This is a genomic window from Flavobacterium sp. KS-LB2 (genome assembly GCF_036895565.1).
Taxonomy (GTDB): domain Bacteria; phylum Bacteroidota; class Bacteroidia; order Flavobacteriales; family Flavobacteriaceae; genus Flavobacterium.
The window spans coordinates 1,682,219-1,702,295 of sequence record NZ_CP145904.1 but is presented as its reverse complement, the minus strand read 5'-3'; the positions used below and the strand labels follow the sequence as shown (position 1 = coordinate 1,702,295).

The 20,077-nt window shown below is 33.4% G+C and carries 18 protein-coding genes; 3 read left to right on the top strand and 15 right to left on the bottom strand.

From position 1 onward, the window contains the following. Positions 1-35: 35 nt before the first annotated feature. Complete coding sequence (locus V5J73_RS07160) at positions 36-542, bottom strand: DUF2911 domain-containing protein (RefSeq protein WP_338648582.1); 507 nt, start codon at positions 540-542, stop codon at positions 36-38. A 184-nt stretch (positions 543-726) separates the two neighbouring features. On the opposite strand from V5J73_RS07160, the gene V5J73_RS07155 reads away from it, so the two are divergent. Together V5J73_RS07155 and V5J73_RS07150 are read left to right on the top strand one after the other, a co-directional pair. Beyond that, complete coding sequence (locus V5J73_RS07155) at positions 727-2,643, top strand: DUF294 nucleotidyltransferase-like domain-containing protein (protein WP_338648581.1); 1,917 nt, start codon at positions 727-729, stop codon at positions 2,641-2,643. 2 nt (positions 2,644-2,645) lie between these two features. Continuing rightward, on the top strand, positions 2,646-3,242 hold the full coding sequence (locus tag V5J73_RS07150; protein WP_338648579.1) for a 3'-5' exonuclease: 597 nt from the start codon (positions 2,646-2,648) through the stop codon (positions 3,240-3,242). A gap of 8 nt (positions 3,243-3,250) precedes the next feature. Here V5J73_RS07150 and V5J73_RS07145 read toward each other — a convergent pair whose 3' ends face one another. Genes V5J73_RS07145 through V5J73_RS07115 form a run of 7 tightly spaced genes read right to left on the bottom strand, consistent with a single transcriptional unit; the run spans position 3,251 to position 8,742 of the window. Next, on the bottom strand, positions 3,251-3,742 hold the full coding sequence (locus tag V5J73_RS07145; protein ID WP_338648577.1) for a 4'-phosphopantetheinyl transferase family protein: 492 nt from the start codon (positions 3,740-3,742) through the stop codon (positions 3,251-3,253). A 28-nt stretch (positions 3,743-3,770) separates the two neighbouring features. Next, positions 3,771-4,028, bottom strand: a complete 258-nt coding sequence (locus V5J73_RS07140; RefSeq protein WP_338648575.1) for an acyl carrier protein — start codon at positions 4,026-4,028, stop codon at positions 3,771-3,773. Between the two features lie 52 nt (positions 4,029-4,080). After that, positions 4,081-5,352, bottom strand: a complete 1,272-nt coding sequence (locus tag V5J73_RS07135) for a beta-ketoacyl-[acyl-carrier-protein] synthase family protein (protein WP_338648573.1) — start codon at positions 5,350-5,352, stop codon at positions 4,081-4,083. Positions 5,353-5,392: 40 nt separating this feature from the next. Beyond that, on the bottom strand, positions 5,393-5,839 hold the full coding sequence (locus V5J73_RS07130; RefSeq protein WP_338648572.1) for a 3-hydroxyacyl-ACP dehydratase FabZ family protein: 447 nt from the start codon (positions 5,837-5,839) through the stop codon (positions 5,393-5,395). 15 nt (positions 5,840-5,854) lie between these two features. Further along, the gene (locus tag V5J73_RS07125) at positions 5,855-6,907 is read right to left on the bottom strand and encodes a type III polyketide synthase (RefSeq protein ID WP_338648571.1); all 1,053 of its coding nucleotides are present in this window, start codon (positions 6,905-6,907) and stop codon (positions 5,855-5,857) included. Continuing rightward, a complete protein-coding gene (locus V5J73_RS07120) occupies positions 6,904-7,614 on the bottom strand; it encodes a methyltransferase domain-containing protein (protein ID WP_338648570.1) in 711 nt (236 codons plus the stop codon). Before V5J73_RS07120 ends, V5J73_RS07125 begins: the two co-directional genes overlap by 4 nt. Beyond that, a complete protein-coding gene (locus tag V5J73_RS07115; protein WP_338648568.1) occupies positions 7,615-8,742 on the bottom strand; it encodes an NAD(P)/FAD-dependent oxidoreductase in 1,128 nt (375 codons plus the stop codon). A gap of 103 nt (positions 8,743-8,845) precedes the next feature. On the opposite strand from V5J73_RS07115, the gene V5J73_RS07110 reads away from it, so the two are divergent. Continuing rightward, complete coding sequence (locus tag V5J73_RS07110) at positions 8,846-9,568, top strand: hypothetical protein (RefSeq protein WP_338648566.1); 723 nt, start codon at positions 8,846-8,848, stop codon at positions 9,566-9,568. Between the two features lie 8 nt (positions 9,569-9,576). On the opposite strand, the gene acs is transcribed toward V5J73_RS07110, so the two are convergent. The 7 genes from acs to V5J73_RS07075 all read right to left on the bottom strand — a co-directional run bounded on the left by acs (position 9,577) and on the right by V5J73_RS07075 (position 19,958). Further along, entirely contained in the window at positions 9,577-11,484 is a 1,908-nt protein-coding gene (gene acs / locus V5J73_RS07105) for an acetate--CoA ligase (protein WP_338648564.1), read from the bottom strand. 529 nt (positions 11,485-12,013) lie between these two features. Then, the gene (gene ilvC / locus V5J73_RS07100; protein WP_338648562.1) at positions 12,014-13,483 is read right to left on the bottom strand and encodes a ketol-acid reductoisomerase; all 1,470 of its coding nucleotides are present in this window, start codon (positions 13,481-13,483) and stop codon (positions 12,014-12,016) included. Positions 13,484-13,538: 55 nt separating this feature from the next. Next, positions 13,539-14,072, bottom strand: coding sequence for an acetolactate synthase small subunit (gene ilvN / locus V5J73_RS07095; RefSeq protein ID WP_121365410.1), 534 nt, complete (start codon positions 14,070-14,072; stop codon positions 13,539-13,541). Positions 14,073-14,166: 94 nt separating this feature from the next. After that, positions 14,167-15,861 (bottom strand): biosynthetic-type acetolactate synthase large subunit, encoded by a 1,695-nt coding sequence (gene ilvB / locus V5J73_RS07090; protein ID WP_338648561.1) that lies wholly within the window; start codon positions 15,859-15,861, stop codon positions 14,167-14,169. A 39-nt stretch (positions 15,862-15,900) separates the two neighbouring features. Then, positions 15,901-17,574 carry a dihydroxy-acid dehydratase gene (gene ilvD / locus V5J73_RS07085; RefSeq protein ID WP_338648560.1) on the bottom strand — a complete coding sequence of 558 codons (1,674 nt, stop codon included), beginning with the start codon at positions 17,572-17,574 and terminating at the stop codon, positions 15,901-15,903. A gap of 54 nt (positions 17,575-17,628) precedes the next feature. Further along, on the bottom strand, positions 17,629-18,744 hold the full coding sequence (gene leuB / locus V5J73_RS07080; protein WP_338648559.1) for a 3-isopropylmalate dehydrogenase: 1,116 nt from the start codon (positions 18,742-18,744) through the stop codon (positions 17,629-17,631). Positions 18,745-18,782: 38 nt separating this feature from the next. After that, positions 18,783-19,958 (bottom strand): 2-isopropylmalate synthase, encoded by a 1,176-nt coding sequence (locus tag V5J73_RS07075; RefSeq protein ID WP_338648557.1) that lies wholly within the window; start codon positions 19,956-19,958, stop codon positions 18,783-18,785. Positions 19,959-20,077: the final 119 nt, after the last annotated feature.

Sequence of the window (20,077 nt, the reverse complement as noted above, 5' to 3'; positions counted from 1 at the left end):
CCTATTGGCAATGCTTTCGTATAAAAAAAATCTATTTATTTAACTGTTATTGGAATATTCCAGTTTTCCCAACTTAAAATAACACTATTTGAGTTGATGGTGTACACTAATTTTTCAGCTTTTGACTTTGATACTTCAGGTTTTACTGTTACTCTTAATTGATCCTCATTTTGTTTATACTTGTAAGCTCCCCATTGTTTTGCTTCTTTATTAAAAATGATTACACATTCTTTTTCATTTGGTATAACAAAAAAAGAATATTTTCCAGCAGGTAATTTAGCACCTTCAATAGTCAAGTCTTTATCTGTTTCAAATGTTGTAGCATCATTTGCCCCGGCACGCCAAACTTGATTAAATGGAACCAATGCGCCCCAAATTGCTCTTGAATTAACAGATGGACTTCCGTAATTGATTGTAATAGTTGCATTATTAATTTTCCCAGTAGCGACTTCTTTACTGCTGGTAGGCTTTCCCTGTGCTGCTATAAAATTCACAATGAATAATGCAATAAGCGAAAAATGTATTTTTCTAATTAATTTCATGATTTAAAATGTTTTAGTTTATGATATAAAAGTAAAACAACTTGTATTTAATCTGTAGCAATACATAATTTTTTTATGAAAAAATTATGTATTGTATAATTTAATTATTTTAAAACAGCAATGCCTGTGATTGTATTTTTAAAATTGTTATTTTTACAATCAATACTTATTTACTCCATAAATTATGAATACGATTGCTGAGCATATTGCTGATTTTTTAAAGGAATACCCACCGTTTAATCATTTGACATTCGAGGAATTATCCCAAATAGCAACTAGTATTCGTGTTGTAAATTTAGAAAAACACAAAACCTTATTCCAAATAAATGATCTTCTGCACGATAGTTTTTATGTAGTTGCATCAGGAATTATTAATTTATCTGTTATTGCTGACGCTGAAGAAACATTATTAAATAAATGTACCGAAGGTGACATCTTTGGTTTACGCCCGTTTTTTGCCAAGAACAATTATATGATGACGGCCAAAGCTAGAGAAGAAAGTATTGTTTATGCAATTCCAATTGACACTTTTCGCCCGTTTGTCGCTAATAATTCGGAAGTTTTAAACTTTTTACTAGAAAGTTTTGCTGTAAACACTCGAAACCCTAAGGACAAAGAAAATTTAATAGGAAAATTGATTTCCGACAACGTTTTTTACTCAGATCAACAATCGGAAATGCAATATTTCCAATCATTATCCTATAATATTTCTCCACTAAAAGCAACAATTACAGCTAATGTTCAAGATGTTGCACAGTTAATGACTGAAACATTAAAAAACAATATCATTATTTGCGACAATACCTTTCCAATAGGAATTGTGACCGATAGTGATATGCGTTCTAAAATTGCAACTGGTCGATTTCCTATAACTGCAACTGTTGATAAAATAATGTCGGCTCCAGTAATTACTGTTGTTGAGAATGTTTCATTGGCCGAAGCTCAATTGCTTATGTTAAAACATAATGTAACTCATTTATGCGTAACACTAGATGGAACCGATAAGTCAGATGTAAAAGGAGTTATTTCAGAGCATGATTTAATCGCTGCTCAAGCAAATAATCCAGGAGTACTAATCAAAGAAGTTAAGCGTTCTCAAACCCCTAAGGAGTTAAAACAAATTCGAGATCGTTTGACAGATTTGATTCAAACTTCTATTTCTAAAAACATACCACTTTCTCACGTTTTTAATATTGCCAGCGAAATTAATTTAGCTATTATTAAACGTTCTGTAGAATTATCTATTTTAGATTTAGGCTCACCTCCTGCCCGTTTTGCTTGGCTAAGTATTGGTAGTCAAGGAAGAAAAGAGCAGTTATTATTAACTGATCAAGACAGTATTTTGATTTTTGAAGATGTATCACCGGATAAATATCGAGAAGTGAAAGATTATTTCCTTAAACTCGGAAAAAGAACAACAACTACACTTGAAAAAATAGGGTATGAATTGTGTCCAAACGGCCACATGGGAAGTAATATGCTCTGGTGTAAGTCATTGACTGATTGGAGTAAACAATACGACAGTTGGATGAATACTCCAGGTGAAAATAGTAATGATTTAAGTAGTATTTTCTTTGATTACGAAATCACATTTGGAGAACAAAGAATAGAAGATGCCATTGGAAATGTAGTATTTAAGAATGCAAAAAACAACACCCTTTTCTTTGACTTCTTAGGAAATGATGCATTAAGAAAAAATTCACCTCTAACGTTTTTCAAAAATTTTAATGTCGAAGAAGAAGGTCCAAACAAAGATAAATTTGATATAAAAACCCGTGGTTTAATGCCATTGATAGACGGCGCTCGTCTATTTACCTTAAATTTTGACATACGAGGAATCAATAACACTTTTCAACGCTTTAAACAGTTAGCAATAGCTGATCCTAAACATGCTGAAATTTATCTTAATTGTGCTGAAGCCTTTTTAGTTTTATCAAAATTCAGAACCCTTGAAGGTCTAAAAAATGATAATTCAGGCCAATTTATAAATTTAAACGAATTATCAAAAATTGATAAAGAAAAATTAAAAAATGCTTTAGCTCCTATGAGAGAATTGGAGGAATTAATAAAAAATAAATTTCAACTTACTCAATTTTCATAACTATGTTAGACTGGTTAAAAAACATCAATAAAGAATACCCAGAATTTTGGAAAACTTATCTTTCTAAATTTGATAAAAAATCAACTCGATTTGTTGTTTTGTCAACTGAAACTTCGGGATTAAATCCACACAAAGATGTTATTTTATCTATTGGTTCTTTTGCAGTAATTGACAACAGTGTTATTATTGGTGATAATTTTGAAGCGGTTTTACTGCAATACAAGTTTTTTCATGATAATGGACTTTCAAATGAATTTCTGGTAGAAAGTAAAATGAAAAAACTAGGAGAATCAGAAGCTATCAAATTGTTTATTGAATTTATAGGGAATTCAGTATTGGTGGGTCATCATATTGATTTTGACGTAGAAATGATTAATGCCGCATTAGAAAGATTAGACTGTGGCAGATTGAAAAATGAAGCCTTAGATGTTGATATTATGCATCGAAAACTACATGATATTAATGACAAACAATTTTCTCTCGATGAACTTTGTACCGCTTATAATATTCCTAAAAGCGACAGAAATTCTTCTGCTGAAGATGCTTATAAAACATCGTTATTGTTCTTAAAATTAAAATCTAGACTTGGAATAAAATAATTTTCAGACTAATCCACAAGAGTAATTCCCTCCCAAAACAGTCCGTGATGACTTATGGAAACAGGTTTTGTTAATTTTGAACAGGCATCAATTACAAATGGAATTCCGTTCTTTTTAAAAATGTCTACATCAGAATTAAGGTGCATAATCTTTTCAAAATACTCTTTTTTCACAGCAGCAATCGAATGCAAATAAGCATCTGTAACTATCGTTTTAGTATAATAGATATTCTCTCTTATAGTGACAGAGCCTGAATTTTCAGTTTGATAACTGCATTCTATTTGCAAAGGAAAATACCCTCTAATTCCTGTTTCCCGATTGTATATTTTATAAGCTGCTTCCTTTCTTGACCATAAATTCCAAACCATTACCTCTGGAATTTCGGCATGAAATATGAGTAATTGTTCGTTTACCGTAAAGATTTTGTCTAAATACCGGTCTCGTTTCCAATTGCTTACTCTTTTAGCTAAAGCCAAATCTACTACATCATTTCCAATCATCTTTTATTGAGTTTTAATCAACAACTCACTATTTTTTTTCTGACAATTTAGTTTCAATTATCTCCAAGGCAGCTTTTACATTTACCATGCGCTCCATAGCTTCATTGTCTATTACAATATCATATTTCTCTTCGATATCTAAAATAACATCTACTAAATTAGCCGAATTTATCTTCAAATCATTTATAAAATCAGTTTCCTCCGACAGTACGTCAAATGCCTCTTGATTTTGAATATAGGGCTTTATTATGTTCTTTAATTCTTCAATTGTTTGTTCTTTATTCATATTTTTACTTTTTGTTAATGTTTTCAATTCGAGATTAGCTGTAAATATTTGATTAAATGTATTTCTTAAAAATTACGCATCCATTTACATCGCCAAAACCAAAACTAGCTTTTGCAATTATATTTAATTCCTTTTCAATCATCCGTTGTGGAATTCTCGATTCATCAATATGAACTGTAATTTCGGAATGCAAATCTTCACAATTGATATTCGGAAAAACAAATCCGTAATGCAATTGCAATACCGAAGCTACACTTTCAATGCTTCCCGCACCTGATAAACAATGGCCTACCATAGATTTTAAGGAATTTATATAAGGAAATTCTTTTCCTTTTCGACCTAAAGCTTCACTCCAATTCTGAATTTCTAAACTGTCTTTTGATGTAGCTGTCAAATGTCCGTTGATGGCATCGACATCATTGCTAGTAATTCCAGCGTTTGCAATAGCATCAGTTATGCATTTTTGAACTGCAATAGGATTTGGCGCTGTCATTGTTCCTAAACCGCGTTGTCCGCCAGAATTTACATTACCGCCCAAAACTTCGGCATAGATTGTAGCTCCTCGGGCAATTGCACTTTCTAAATCTTCCAAAACCAAAGCTCCTGCTCCACTTCCGGGAACAAATCCTGAAGCACTTGCTGACATTGGCCTTGAGCCCTGTTCTGGATTTTCATTATGTTTAAAAGTACAGACTTTCATTGCATCGAATCCACCCCAAATATAAGGCCCCGAATCGCTTGTGCTTCCTGCCAAAATACGTTTTGCTTGTCCTGATTTAATGCGTTCATACGCCATTAAAATACTTTCGGTTCCTGTGGTACAAGCCGATGAATTAGTAGAAACTTGATTTCCAAGCCCTAATTTTCCGCCCAAATATGCACTCACACCACTATTCATCGTTTGTGCTACAGCTGTACTACCTAATCTTCTAGTTTGAAAATCATCTATTTTATAAATGCTTTCGCGAAATTTATCAATTCCAGAAGTTCCTGTTCCAAAAATAGTTCCGCTGTCCCAATCCGGTTCTTCATTATTTTCCAAAGAAAAACCAGCATCTTTCCAAGCGTCAATTCCTGCAATTACACCATACAAAATTCCAGTTGAATTGAAGTTTCGTAACTCTAATTCCGAGAAATAGCGTAATGCTAATTCCTCAGCAATCTCCGGTTTTCCAGCAATTTGACACGAAAATTGTAATCTTTCCAACTCAACATCGTGCTTAATCCCCGAAATTCCATTTTTGATAGCATGTGTAAAAGCATCAAGTCCTACTCCATTTGGAGCAACAACACCGAGACCCGTTATGACAACTCTTTTTTGCATATTAAAGATTAATTTAAAACCATTAAGAAAGTAAAGAAAATTAAGTTATTACACTATTTGAAACCATCATTCCAGCAATAGTTCCTGTACAAACTACATCGCCGCTTTGATTTTTCATGAGGACTTTACATTTTAATTTCCCAAATCTAAAGTATACTTTTTCTGAAACAACGGTCACTTTTTCTTTAGGAAAAACTGGTTTTAAAAATTCTATTTCTATTGACGTTAAGGCGATTGATGTATTTTTATTAAATGTATCATTTAATAAAAAAATTCCTAAACAAACCAATCCAATTTGTGCCATAACCTCGGTTAAAATTACTCCTGGAGTTACCGGATTATCTTTAAAATGTCCTTTGTAAAAATCCAAATGCTCGTCAAAATAATAGGTGCCCTCTACTCCATTCTCGTCAATATGCAGAATTTCGTCCACAAATAAAAATGGTTCTGTATACGGTAATTTATATAGGATTTCTTGGTTAGTCATATTTTGAACACTGATTTAAAACTGTAACAAAACGCGTTGTGCTGAAAAACCCGGGCCAAAACTCAACATTAAACCTTTCTCTCCTTTTTTTGGCTGATTGTCCATAATTCGCTCTAAAACATACAATACAGTTGCACTTGACATATTACCATACAAGCGCAGTACTTCTTTAGTATCGTCTATATTTTTCCCTAAACTTGAAAACAATCCTTCTACCGTTTGAACAATTTTCTTTCCACCAGGATGAAAAATTAGATGATCAATATCCTCCATTTTTAAATTGTTTTTTTCTAAAAATGGATGAATAATATCGGGGAAATGCGAAGCAATCGTTTCTGGAACTTCAATGTCTAATACCATTTGCAAGCCAGAATTCGTGAGTTTAAAGCCCATCATGTGAATATTATCATAGAAATGGTACATTTCCTCTGCCTGAATTTCAGGACCTTCATCGTCATCATGTGAAGAAAGCAGAACACAAGCCGCTCCATCACCAAAAATGGCTGCACTTACTATATTTGCCATCGAGAAATCATCTAATTGAAAGGTTGCCGTGGGGCTTTCTACTGCAATTACAGCAGCACGTTTTCCAGGATTGGCCTGCAAAAAGTTTTTAGCATAAATGATCCCCGAAATTCCGGCAGCACAACCCATTTCAGTAACGGGAAGCCGTACAATATCCTGACGCAATTTTAACTTGTTAATAAGATAAGCATCTAATGACGGAATCATAATTCCAGTGCAACTAACTGTAATGATGTAATCTAAATCTTCAGGGTTCCAATTGGCTTTTTTTAATGCACTTTCCAATACTTTTTCACCTAAATCAATTACTTCACGAACATAAATATCGTTTCTTTCTTCAAATGAAATTTTAGTAAATACTTCGATTGGATCCATTATAGAGTACCGCTTATCAACCGAAGCTCCTTCAAAAATTTTCTTTACTTTTCGAATGAAACGCTCGTCTTGTCCAACGAGCCAAGCATCCAAAAAAGGAATAATTTCATCTGTATTTCTGGAATATTTAGGTAACTGTTTGGTTACGGTTTTGATTTTTACACTCATATTTTTGAAATTATCCATTGGTAACGAAAAGCCCATTTCCAATGAATTTTATAGTTTTTAAAATTTAATTTTTCAGAAAATTCGATTAACTCTTCTTTTTTAAAACCTCTTAAAATTGAAGTTAATCCATCTTCTCGAGACATATCATTCAATTGAAATACGAAACATAAAGCTTGAAATAAACGATAAGCAACCGCACTTCGATGTAAATCATTGATTACAATTCCTATTGCTGCATTAGTATAAAAAACATTCAATAATTGTACAATCTCATCGTTTTTGAAATGATGTAATGTCAAAGTACATAAAACAATATCATACTTTAAATCATTAAATGATTCATTAAAAATATCTTCACAGCGATAACTAATATTAGCGTATTTATCTGATAATTTTCGTGCATGCGAAATTGTAAAATTGTTAGCATCGATACCTATCAACCGCAAATTAAGATTGTTTTTAAGTCCAAAATCAGCTAAAGTCCGCAACATATCTCCATTGCCACAGCCTACGTCCACAATTATAATTTCCTTTTTTTTAAAATCCTGAATCAGTTCTTGAACGCCTTGTACAGTTAGCTGGTTCCCTCCTAAAAGCTGATTGATTCTGGCTATTTTATCTAATGCATCACGCAAGATTTCACCTTCCATGGCAAAATCATCCATAGTTTCAATCGTATCGGTTCTGAATTTGGTATTTAGAGGCATTTATGAATTTAAAGTTATAGGTTTTCCGTGCGTCTTCTTTATGATTAAAGACAATAAAAATGGAAATATAATTAATATACGCATCAATACGGCTGAAAGTTTTGGCTTTTGTAAAATATTCGATAACAACCGACCCATTTTTAGTCTATTTCTAAAATTGAAATTCCATTCCTGAATGTATTTTTCTTCCAATTCACTTCTGGATTTGATTTCATTCGAATAATATTTATGAATTAATTCTGAAACAATTTTGGCACTATGAATTGCCATTGCCATTCCGTTTCCGCACAACGGATGAATTAGTCCAGCGGTATCACCAATCATCAGAATATGGTTTTCAATAGCTTGCTTTTTCTCAAATGAGATTTGGCTAATGGTCAACGGTTTTTCAAAAAGCAAATTACTTTTTTCGAAAATTACCTTCAAATGCGGGTTTTGAACCACTACATTATTTTGATACTCTTGAACATTTTTAAATTTTTTAAAAGTTTCATAATCTGCTAAATAACAAATATTAATGATGTCTTTTTCTACTTTAGAGACTCCACAATACCCGCCTTTAAAATTATGAAGACCAACACTATCTTTTGGAAAATCTCCAGAATAGTGTGCCTTAACTGCCAACCAGTATGATTTTTTCTGAATAAAATCTCTATTTAATTTTTGATCAATGTTAGAACGTTTTCCAAAAGCACCAATTACAATAGCTGCAGTATAAGTATTCAAATTGGTGACAATTGTAAATCTACCGTCCAAAAACTCAATATCAGTTACCATCTCTTGAACAATAACACAACCACGATTTTTTGCTTCGTTGTATAAATAGTCGTCTAATTGATATCTACTTATTCCAAATCCGCCCATAGGTAAAACTGTGTTTACTGATTTTCCAGAAACTAACGAAAAAGAAAGTTTGTCAATGTTAGTAGGATGTAACGAGTTAATGTCTAAACCAAGTGATTTTAGATAAGGTACAACTTCGTTGGAAATGTATTCACCGCAGACCTTGTGTTTAGGAAAATCAGTTTTTTCGATAACTAAAACATTATAATTATTATTTTTAAGATGGATTGCAGCAATAAGTCCTGCTAAACCACCACCAACAATAACTATTGAATTTTGTATCATAGTTGTAAACTTAAGAATTTAGATTTATAAAGTGTTTTAAAATCCTCTAAATTTTTACACGAATTTTGTAATAAAAAATATAAAGTACTAGATTTGTTTCACTATGAAAAGAACCTTAATTAAAAGAGTATTACTTACGATAACTGTTGTTTTATTGATTGTTTATTATTGTGTAGGTATTCTTTTTGATCCAAGTATAGTAATTTTTATTAAACCATTTATAATACCGAGTTTTATTGCCTATGTCGTAACGACTGATCCCAAAAAGCTTACATTGAATTATATTTTATTTGTCTCTTTTTTTTATATTTATCAGTTTTTGATCTTGTTTTGGGAAGATTCCCCACAATTATTCAGAGCAGCCATGGTAGCGTCTTTTTTTAGCTATTTATCCTTGATAAGTTTAGGCTATCGTTCCATTAAAAGCAGAAAATTATTCACATTACCTAGTGGTTTTTCGCTCTTTATCTTACTATTAAATTGCCTGTTTTTACTACTAATTCTATATATCTTGATCTCTACTATTGGTGATCAATATTTAAATATTATTTTAGTTTTTAATGGTATTATTACTCTCTTTTTGGGCGCTACGGCCGTATTATACTTAAGTAAATTTGGAGATAAAAAAGCATACTATTACTTTTTTGGAAGTTTTGCCCTCATTTTCAATGATGTATTTGCCGCTATTGGAACTTATTTTTTAAACAATATAGTTTTAAATAGTTTAGACAGAATACTTCATTTTGGTTCGTTTTATTTGATTTATCTTTTTATTGCGCATAAAAAAAAGGTTGACAATCTTGTAATTGATTCTCAACCTTCGTAATAATTAATTTATACTCTATTATTTTTAATTTCCTCAACAATCTCAGGATTTAATAGTGTCGATATATCTCCAAAATTTGAATAATCTCCTTCGGCTATTTTTCGAAGAATTCTTCTCATTATTTTTCCAGAGCGTGTTTTTGGTAAACCAGAAACAAACTGGATTTTATCTAATTTTGCTATTGGTCCAATATGATCTGAAATATGTTGATTAATTTCTTTAGCCAAATTTTCTTTGTTTCTGGTTTCTCCAGTTTCTTTCAAAATAACAAAACCATATAAAGCATTTCCTTTGATGTCATGAGGGAAACCTACAATTGCTGATTCAGCTACGGCTGGATGTTCATTAATTGCGTCTTCTATGGGTGCCGTTCCTAGGTTATGTCCCGAAACAATTACCACATCATCCACACGACCTGTAATTCTATAATATCCTACTTCATCACGCAAAGCTCCGTCTCCCGTGAAATATTTACCTGGAAAAGCTGAGAAATAGGTGTCTTTATAGCGCTGGTGATCGCCCCAAATAGTTCTCGCAATTCCTGGCCATGGAAATTTAATACATAAACTACCAACGACTTGATTCCCTTCTATTTCATTGCGTTTTTCATCCATTAAAACGGGTTGGATTCCTGGTAAAGGTAAAGTTGCATACGTAGGTTTTGTTGGTGTTACAAATGCCAAAGGCGAAATCATAATTCCACCCGTTTCGGTTTGCCACCACGTATCTACAACAGGGCATCTTTTATCACCTACGTGGTCATTGTACCAGTGCCAAGCTTCTTCATTGATTGGTTCACCTACAGATCCAATTACTTTAAGTGACTTCAATGGATATTTTTGTACAAATTCTATATTTTCTTTTGCCAAAGCACGAATTGCAGTTGGCGCAGTATAAAACTGTGTAACTTTATGTTTCTCAATAACTTCCCAAAAACGACTAAAGTCAGGATACGAAGGAACTCCTTCAAAAATTACTGTTGTCGCTCCGTTCAATAAAGGCCCGTAAAGAATATACGAATGTCCTGTAATCCAACCAATATCAGCAGTACACCAAAAAACATCATTCTCTTCATAATTGAAAACATTCTTAAAAGTATAAGCCGTATACACCATATAACCTGCTGTAGTATGCACCATCCCTTTCGGTTTTCCAGTTGAACCAGAAGTATACAGTATGAATAATGGATCTTCGGCATCCATGATTTCAGCAACATTATTATCTGATGCTTGATCTAAAAGTGGTTGCAACCATTGGTCACGTCCTTCTTTCATAGTAATATCGGAATGAATTCTTTTGGCAACTAAAACTTTTTCGACCGAAGTACATTTTTCCAATGCTTCATCAACGATTTCTTTTAAATCTATGGTTTTATTACCACGAAAACCTCCATCTGAGGTGATTACCATTTTACACTCACTGTCGTTAATACGAGTCGCAACTGCTGTGGATGAAAATCCTGCAAAAACAACAGAATGTATAGCTCCAATTCTGGCACAAGCTAATACTGAAACCGCTAATTCAGGTATCATCGGTAAATAAATACAAACACGATCGCCTTTTTTTATACCCTGCTCACGCAATACGTTAGCCATTTTGCAAACGCGTTGATACAACTCATTATAGGTAATATGCAAAGCTTCTTCCGAAGGATCATTAGGTTCAAAAATAATAGCTGTTTTCTCTCCTCTTTTGGCAAGGTGTCTGTCAATGCAATTTTTGACAATATTTACTTTGGCTTCAGTAAACCATTTGATGTCGGCATCCGCCATATTAAACTCAACTACTTTATCCCATTGCTGGTACCAAGTAAAATTTTCTTCTGCTATTTTACCCCAAAATTTTCTAGGTTCACGAACTGATTTATTATAATGTTTAAAATATTGTTCTAGATTTTCAATTTTGTAGTAGCTCATGTTATAATTTTTTATAAAAGTATTAAATCTCTCGCGATTCTTAAAATTATTTAAATCATAAATACTTACCAAAAAAAATAGATTCCCAAATAAAAAAGCACTTTTTATATTAATTTGTTTGATTTTCGCTGTTTTTGAAAAAATTAGCAATACACAAAAAGGCGAAATAGATTTAAATCTACTTCACCTTATGTATCAACAAAATTTAACAACAATTATTTTAGTACTATAAACGATGATTTTTTGAACAATAATCAACCAAAACTATTTTGTTCCCACCATGGAATGCTACTACTAATTTTTCAACATAATTTATTAGAAAATAAATAGGGCTATTTATACAATTTCCCAATCTATTTAATAGGGATTACTTCACTCAACTTTTAGCTCGTTTAAAAATTGAGTGAATGTAAAAGCATCCATATCTATTTATCTTTTTTAATAAATTTTAACTAATTCAAATTATTATGAAATCAAATGATATAGTGCAAATCCCAACACACCCTCTTGTGTGGTAATTCCTATTTTATTATCCTATTTTTTTCATGGCAGTCATAGATTCTCTCAACCACTCTCCTACTTCTTCAATTGGATGTTGACGTATTGTTTTGTTTACAGCAATAAGAACCGCATTATCTACTCCATTAGAAGTTGAAAAAGGTTTTCCTATCACATTAGTATCAATCGTTTTCATAAAATCAGTCAATAACGGTTTACAAGCATGGTCAAACAAATAACAACCGTATTCTGCAGTATCCGAAATGATTCTGTTCATTTCATATAATTTTTTTCGAGCCACTGTATTAGCAATCAAAGGCAATTCGTGTAATGACTCATAATAGGCAGATTCTTCAATAATTCCTGTTTGAGTCATGGTTTCAAAAGCCAACTCTACACCAGCTTTTACCATTGCAATCATCAAAACTCCATTATCAAAATACTCCTGCTCTGAAATAGGAGCTGCTGTTGGCGCAGTTTTCTCGAAGTTTGTTTCTGCAGTTGCGGCTCTCCAAGTCAATAAATTAATGTCATCATTAGCCCAATCAATCATCATGTTTCTGGAAAATTCACCAGAGATAATATCATCCATGTGTTTTTGAAACAACGGACGCATAATCTCTTTTAATTCGTCAGCCAAACGGAAAGCTTCAATTTTTGCAGGATTTGATAAACGATCCATCATATTAGTAATTCCACCATGTTTCAAGGCTTCAGTTACTGTTTCCCAACCGTATTGAATTAGTTTTGAAGCATAAGCCGGCTCGATTCCTTTTTCAACCATTTTATCAAAGCATAAAATAGAACCTGTTTGTAACATTCCACAAAGAATGGTTTGTTCTCCCATTAAATCCGATTTTACTTCGGCAACAAATGAAGAGTTCAATACTCCAGCTTTATGACCACCAGTAGCAACTGCATACGCTTTTGCTTGTTCGAAACCTTCTCCATTTGGATTATTTTCTGGATGAACGGCGATTAAAGTTGGAACACCAAAACCTCTTTTATATTCTTCACGTACTTCAGATCCAGGACATTTTGGCGCACACATAATTACAGTGATGTCTTTACGAATTTGCATTCCTTCCTCGACAATATTAAAACCGTGAGAATAAGCCAAAGTTGATCCGTTTTTCATCAAAGGCATGATTGCGGTAACTACAGCAGTATGTTGCTTGTCTGGCGTAAGGTTACAAACCAAATCAGCTGTTGGGATTAATTCTTCATACGTTCCCACTTTAAATCCATTATCAGAAGCATTTTTAAACGAAGCTCTTTGTTCTGAAATTGCATCTGCGCGCAATGCATAAGAAATATCTAAGCCAGAATCTCTCATGTTTAAACCTTGGTTTAAACCTTGTGCTCCACAACCTACAATGACTACTTTTTTTCCTGCTAAAGCTTTTATTCCATTTACAAATTCAGATTGGTCCATGAATTCGCAAACGCCTAATTGTTCTAATTGTAATCTAAGTGGTAATGAATTGAAATAATTTGCCATTTTTTATTATTTAATGATTGTAAAGTTTATAATTGATAGGTTTACTAATTAAAAATTAAACAGGTTCTTGTTTAAGTTCTTCTAATAATGTTGAAATTTCCATTTTTGCTTTGGACACCGATATTCTTCCGGAGCGCACAAATTGCATGATTCCAAAAGGTTTCAATTTTTCATATAACGATTCTATTTCAGCACGTTGTCCTGATTTTGAAATCACAAAAAAGTCTCTTGCAACCGTAACTATTTCGGAGTGGCTTTCTTTAATTATGTTCTGAATTTGTTTTTCATCAAAAAGTAAGCTCGATTCAATTTTGAATAATGCATTTTCTAAGAAAATAGTTTCTTCATCAATATGATAAAATGCTTTAATTACTTCAATTTGTTTTTCGATTTGTCCTACTATATTTTGCACCCATTTTTCGGTTGTATTAACTACAATGATAAATCTGGAAACATTTTCGATTTCAGATTCGGATACATTTAAACTCAAAATATTGATATGGCGTTTCAAGAATATTCCAGATATTCTGTTTAATAAGCCAACGTTGTTTTCTGAATAAACAGAAATGGTGAATGTTTTATTTTCCATTTTTTTATGTTTAAAGTTTTATTGTTTAAAGTTTAAAGTTGCGTAACATTATTTTCAGGTTCCAACAACTTTAAACCTTAAACTTTAAACTATTTTAGGACAAACGAATGTCCGAAACCGATGCTCCTGTAGGAATCATTGGAAATACGTTATTTTCTTTTTCTACCATAACTTCAAGAAAATACGATTCTTTTGAAGCCATCATTTCGGCAACGGCAGCATCAAGATCTTCTCTTTTGGTTACTTTTTTCGCTTTGATATAGTAGCCTTCAGCAATGGCTATAAAATTAGGATTGATCATTTCCGTAGAAGCGTATCTTTTGTCAAAAAACAATTGTTGCCACTGACGAACCATTCCTAAAAATTCATTGTTCAAGACCACAATTTTCACAGGAACTTTGGTTTGGAAAATAGTTCCTAATTCCTGTATGGTCATTTGAAAACCTCCATCACCAATTATGGCTACGACTTCACGATTTGGCATTCCCATTTTAGCTCCAATCGCAGCAGGCAAAGCAAATCCCATAGTTCCTAAACCACCAGATGTTACATTACTTTTTGTCGAATTGAATTTGGCATAACGACACGCAAACATTTGGTGTTGTCCCACATCCGAAACCATAATGGCATCTCCTTTAGAATGTTTGTTAATCATTTCAATCGTTTCTCCCATAGAAATTCCTTCTCTCTTAGGTTTTAACTCGTCATTGATTACCTTTTCTAATTCTATTTCATATTTCTCTTTGAATTCATTGTGCCAAGCTTCGTGAGAGTTACTTTCAATTAAAGGAAGTAAAGCTGTTAAAGACTCTTTTAAGTCAGCCAAAACAGCTACAGTAGTTTTTACATTCTTATCCACTTCTGCAGGATCAATTTCAAAATGAATTACTTTGGCTTGTTTGGCATAAGTGGCTAAATTTCCTGTAACACGATCGTCAAAACGCATTCCAAGCGCAATTAAAACATCGCATTCATTCGTCAAAACATTAGGGCCGTAATTTCCATGCATTCCCACCATTCCAACATTTAATGGATGATCTGTTGGCATTGCCGAAAGTCCTAAAATAGTCCAAGCAGCCGGAATTCCTGATTTTTCAACCAAAGCTTTTAACTCGGCTTCCGCTTCACTAAGAATTACGCCTTGACCAAATATGATAAATGGTTTTTTAGCACTATTAATTATTTTAGCTGCTTCCGCTACTTTTTCAAGATTTAAAACTGGCTTCGGATTGTAGCTTCTAATACTGGTGCATTTTTTATAGCTGAATTCAATTTCGTCAAACTGAGCATTTTTTGTAATATCAATTAAAACTGGACCTGGACGACCTGATTTTGCAATATAAAATGCTTTTGCCATGATTTCAGGAATTTCTGAAGCTTCGGTAATTTGATAATTCCATTTGGTCACCGGAGTCGAAATTCCAATGATATCTGTTTCTTGAAAAGCATCAGACCCTAGTAAATGCTTTCCTACTTGTCCTGTAATACAAACCATAGGAGTCGAATCGATTTGCGCATCAGCAATTCCAGTAACTAAATTAGTGGCTCCTGGACCCGAAGTGGCAATCGCAACACCTACTTTTCCAGTTGCTCTTGCAAAACCTTGTGCGGCATGAGTAGCGCCTTGTTCATGACGAACTAAAACGTGGTGCAACTCATCTTTAAATTTATATAATTCATCGTAAACTGGCATTATAGCTCCACCTGGATAGCCATAAACCAAATCTACTCCTTCTTCTAATAAGCATCTAATAACGGCTTCGGCGCCGGATATTTTATTTGTTCCCATGGGTATTTTTTTATTCGCTTTAGCGTTGTGCATCAAGCTTTATTTATCAGTAACACATCCTGTAGATGCGCTTGAAACTGATCGGATATATTTTAATAAAACTCCTTTTTTAATTTTTGATTCGGGTTGTACCCAAAGTGCTTTTCTTGTAGCAAACTCTTCATCAGAAATTTTGAGGTTTATGGTGTTTTTGACAGCATCGATGGTAATAATATCTCCATTTTTGACTAATGCAATTCCACCACCATCATACGCTTCTGGTGTTACGTGACCTACTACAAAACCGTGTGAACCACCAGAGAATCTTCCATCAGTAATTAAAGCGACACTTTTTCCTAAACCAGCACCCATAATGGCTGATGTAGGCTTTAACATTTCAGGCATTCCCGGGCCACCTTTAGGTCCACAGTACCTGATGACGACTACATTTCCTGGTTTCACTTCTCCGCCACGAACACCTTTTATTACATCGTGTTCATTTTCATAAACAATTGCATCACCTTCAAAATATTCTCCTTCATTACCGCTTATCTTAGCAACACAACCTTCTTTTGCAAGATTTCCGTATAAAATTTGGATATTTCCTGTATTCTTAAGTGCTTTCTGAATTTCATGGATAACATCTTGACCATCATTTAAATCAGGAACAGTTGCTAAATTCTCTGCTATTGTTTTTCCTGTTACGGTCAAACAATGGCCATGTAGTAAGCCTTCTTTTAATAAATATTTCATCACAGCAGGAACTCCACCCACCGCATGTAAATCTTCCATAAGGTATTTTCCACTTGGTTTTAAGTCGGCTAACAAAGGGGTTTTATCACTAATTTTTTGAAAATCGTTCAAAGTAATTTCTATATCTACTGAGTGAGCCATTGCAATCAAGTGCATTACTGCATTTGTAGAACCTCCTAAAACTGCCACCATTGTAATAGCATTTTCAAAAGCTTCACGCGTCATTATATCTCTTGGTTTGATATCTTTTTCTAATAATATTTTAATGGCTTTACCAGCATCAAGACACTCTTGTTTTTTTTCGGGACTAAGGGCAGGATTAGACGAACTGTATGGTAAACTCATCCCTAAGGCTTCAATAGCTGAGGACATGGTATTTGCGGTATACATTCCGCCACATGCACCTGCGCCAGGGCATGAATTTTGAATTACTCCTTTAAAATCTTCAGGTGAAATGGTATTGTTGAATTTTTTTCCAAGAGCTTCAAATGCCGAAACGATATTCAATGATTCTCCTTTCCATTTTCCGGAGTGAATGCTGCCCCCATATACCATAATTGATGGACGATTGAGTCTTCCCATAGCGATTATCGATCCAGGCATGTTTTTATCACAACCTGGAATTGCAATAAGTCCATCATACCATTGCGCTCCAACTACTGTTTCAATAGAGTCAGCAATAACATCTCGAGAGACTAATGAAAAACGCATACCGTCAGTTCCATTAGACATACCATCACTCACACCGATAGTATTAAAAATCAATCCCACCAAATCTTCATTCCAAACTCCCGTTTTTATATCTTTTGCCAAATCATTTAAGTGCATGTTACATGGATTTCCATCGTAACCCATGCTTACTATTCCAACTTGGGCTTTCTTTAAATCATCTTCAGTTAAACCAATTCCGTATAGCATGGCTTGTGCAGCTGGCTGCGTTTCATCTTGCGTTATGGTTTTGCTGTATTTATTTAATTCCATTATTTTTAGGTTTGTATTTTAATTAAAATTAAGAAGTTCTATTATTTTGTACTTCTATACAATAGTTGATTGTCCTATATAGACATTGTCACTTTTAAAGTATAAGTCGTCTTTACTCAAGATATAGTTTGAAATAAAATCTCCTACTTCATTGGTTCCAAATTTTGAATACGGATTTAAATCTGCCGTGACGACATTTAATTCAATTGCTTTATGAACTGCTTCGTATACTTTTTGCGATTCGATATGAAGACCAAAATGCTCTAAAAGCATTGCTGCAGATAATATTGATGCAATAGGATTTGCTATGTTTTTATTTTTAACCTCAGTAGATGATCCATGAATTGGCTCAAAAAGTGCTGATGAACTTCCTAAAGACGCCGATGGTAACAATCCAATAGTACCTGTAATTACACTAGCCTCGTCAGATAAAATATCACCGAATAAATTTTCGGTTAAAATGACATCAAACTGTATTGGATTTATAATGATTTGCATAGCAGCATTATCAACAAAAAGAAAATCTAAGGCTACATCAGGATATCCTTCTGCAATTTCTGTCACCACTTTTCTCCATAATCTGGAGGTTTCAAGAATACTGGCTTTATCAACTAATGTCAGTTTTTTGTTTCTTTTTTGAGCGGTTCTAAAAGCCAAATGACAGATTCGAATTATTTCTTCTTCTGAATATTCGCATAAATCAGAGGCTAATGTTCCTTGTTCGTTGATCTTTTTTTCACTAAAGTAAGATCCTCCAGAAATTTCTCTGAAAATTATAAAATCAGCTCCTTCGATTATTTTTCTTTTCAAAGGGGACAAATCTAGTAAGTCCTTATATGGCTTTATTGGTCTAATATTGGCATACAATCCTAGCGCTTGTCTCAATTTTAATAATCCTTGAATAGGACGCAATTTCGAATCTGAAACAGCATCATATTTTGAGTCATCAACAGCTCCAAACAATATGGCATCCGTATTCAAACAAAGGTTTAGTGTTTGTTCTGGCAAAGGATTTCCTGTTTTTTCAATAGCAACAGCACCAATAAGAGCATCTTCAAATACAAACTCATGATCGAAAACCACACCAATTGCATATAAGGCTTTTTTTGCTTGTAAGATTACCTCCGGGCCTATTCCGTCTCCTGAAAGTACTGCTATTTTTAAGTTCATAATCGTAGGATTTAGATTTTACTAGTAATCAAAATATTTTAGTTCAGGATTAATTCCTTGTTCATTTTGCAAGCTTCAATTATTTGATGAATATCATCATCAAGCACTTCTTTTTTAATATCGGCAAACTTTAAAAATTCAACATAAACCACATCTAATTGTACTTTTGTAAGTTCATATCCAACTTTTTTGGCTCTGTAGGCCAATGCTGCTCTACCGCTTCTAGCAGTTAGCACTATTGAAGATTCATTCACACCAACTTCTAAAGGATCCATGATTTCATAGGTTGCTCTGTTTTTTATCACTCCATCTTGATGAATTCCGGAGCTGTGTGCAAAAGCATTAGCACCAACAATCGCTTTATTGGGTTGCACCATCATTCCCATACTTTCAGAAACCAATCGGCTCATTTCATTCAACTGACGTGTATTAATATTGGTATCTAAATTCAAGTATGGATGTTGTTTGAAAATCATTACTACTTCTTCAAGCGCTGTGTTTCCAGCTCTTTCACCAATACCATTTATTGTACATTCTATTTGTCTGGCTCCATTTACTGCTCCAGCAATAGAATTAGCAGTAGCCATTCCTAAATCATTATGACAATGGCAGGATAAGATTACGTTTTCAATTCCCTTGACGTTTTCTTTTAAATATTTCATCTTTGCACCATATTCATCTGGCAAGCAATACCCGGTTGTATCTGGAATATTAAGCACGGTAGCTCCTGATTTAATTACTTCTTCACAGACTCGAGCCAAAAATTCATTGTCCGTTCTACCGGCATCTTCTGCATAAAATTCCACGTCTTCTACATAGGATTTAGCATGTGAAACAGCAAACTTTGCGCGAGCAATAATATCTTCTCTAGTTGTATTTAGTTTGTGAATTATGTGCGAATCAGAAGTTCCAATTCCAGTATGTATGCGAGGTCTTTTGGCATGTTTTAAAGCTTGTGCTGCAACATCAATATCGTTTTTAACGGCTCTTGTTAATCCGCAAACAACAGCGTTTTTAACAACTTTACTTATTTCTGAAACAGATAAAAAATCACCTGGACTTGACACAGGAAAACCAGCTTCGATGATGTCAACACCCATTTCATCCAGTCGATTTGCTATAACGAGTTTTTGATTGGTATCTAACTTACATCCTGGAACTTGTTCCCCATCTCTCAAAGTGGTATCAAAAATTTGAACTTTCTCTCTATTCATTTTCATTTATTTAATGTAATTTCACATCTTGATAACAAAAATATCTTTCATTACTTTAATATAAAATTCAATTTAATGAAATATACTGCTTATAAAACAAATAATAAGTTTTTAACTTA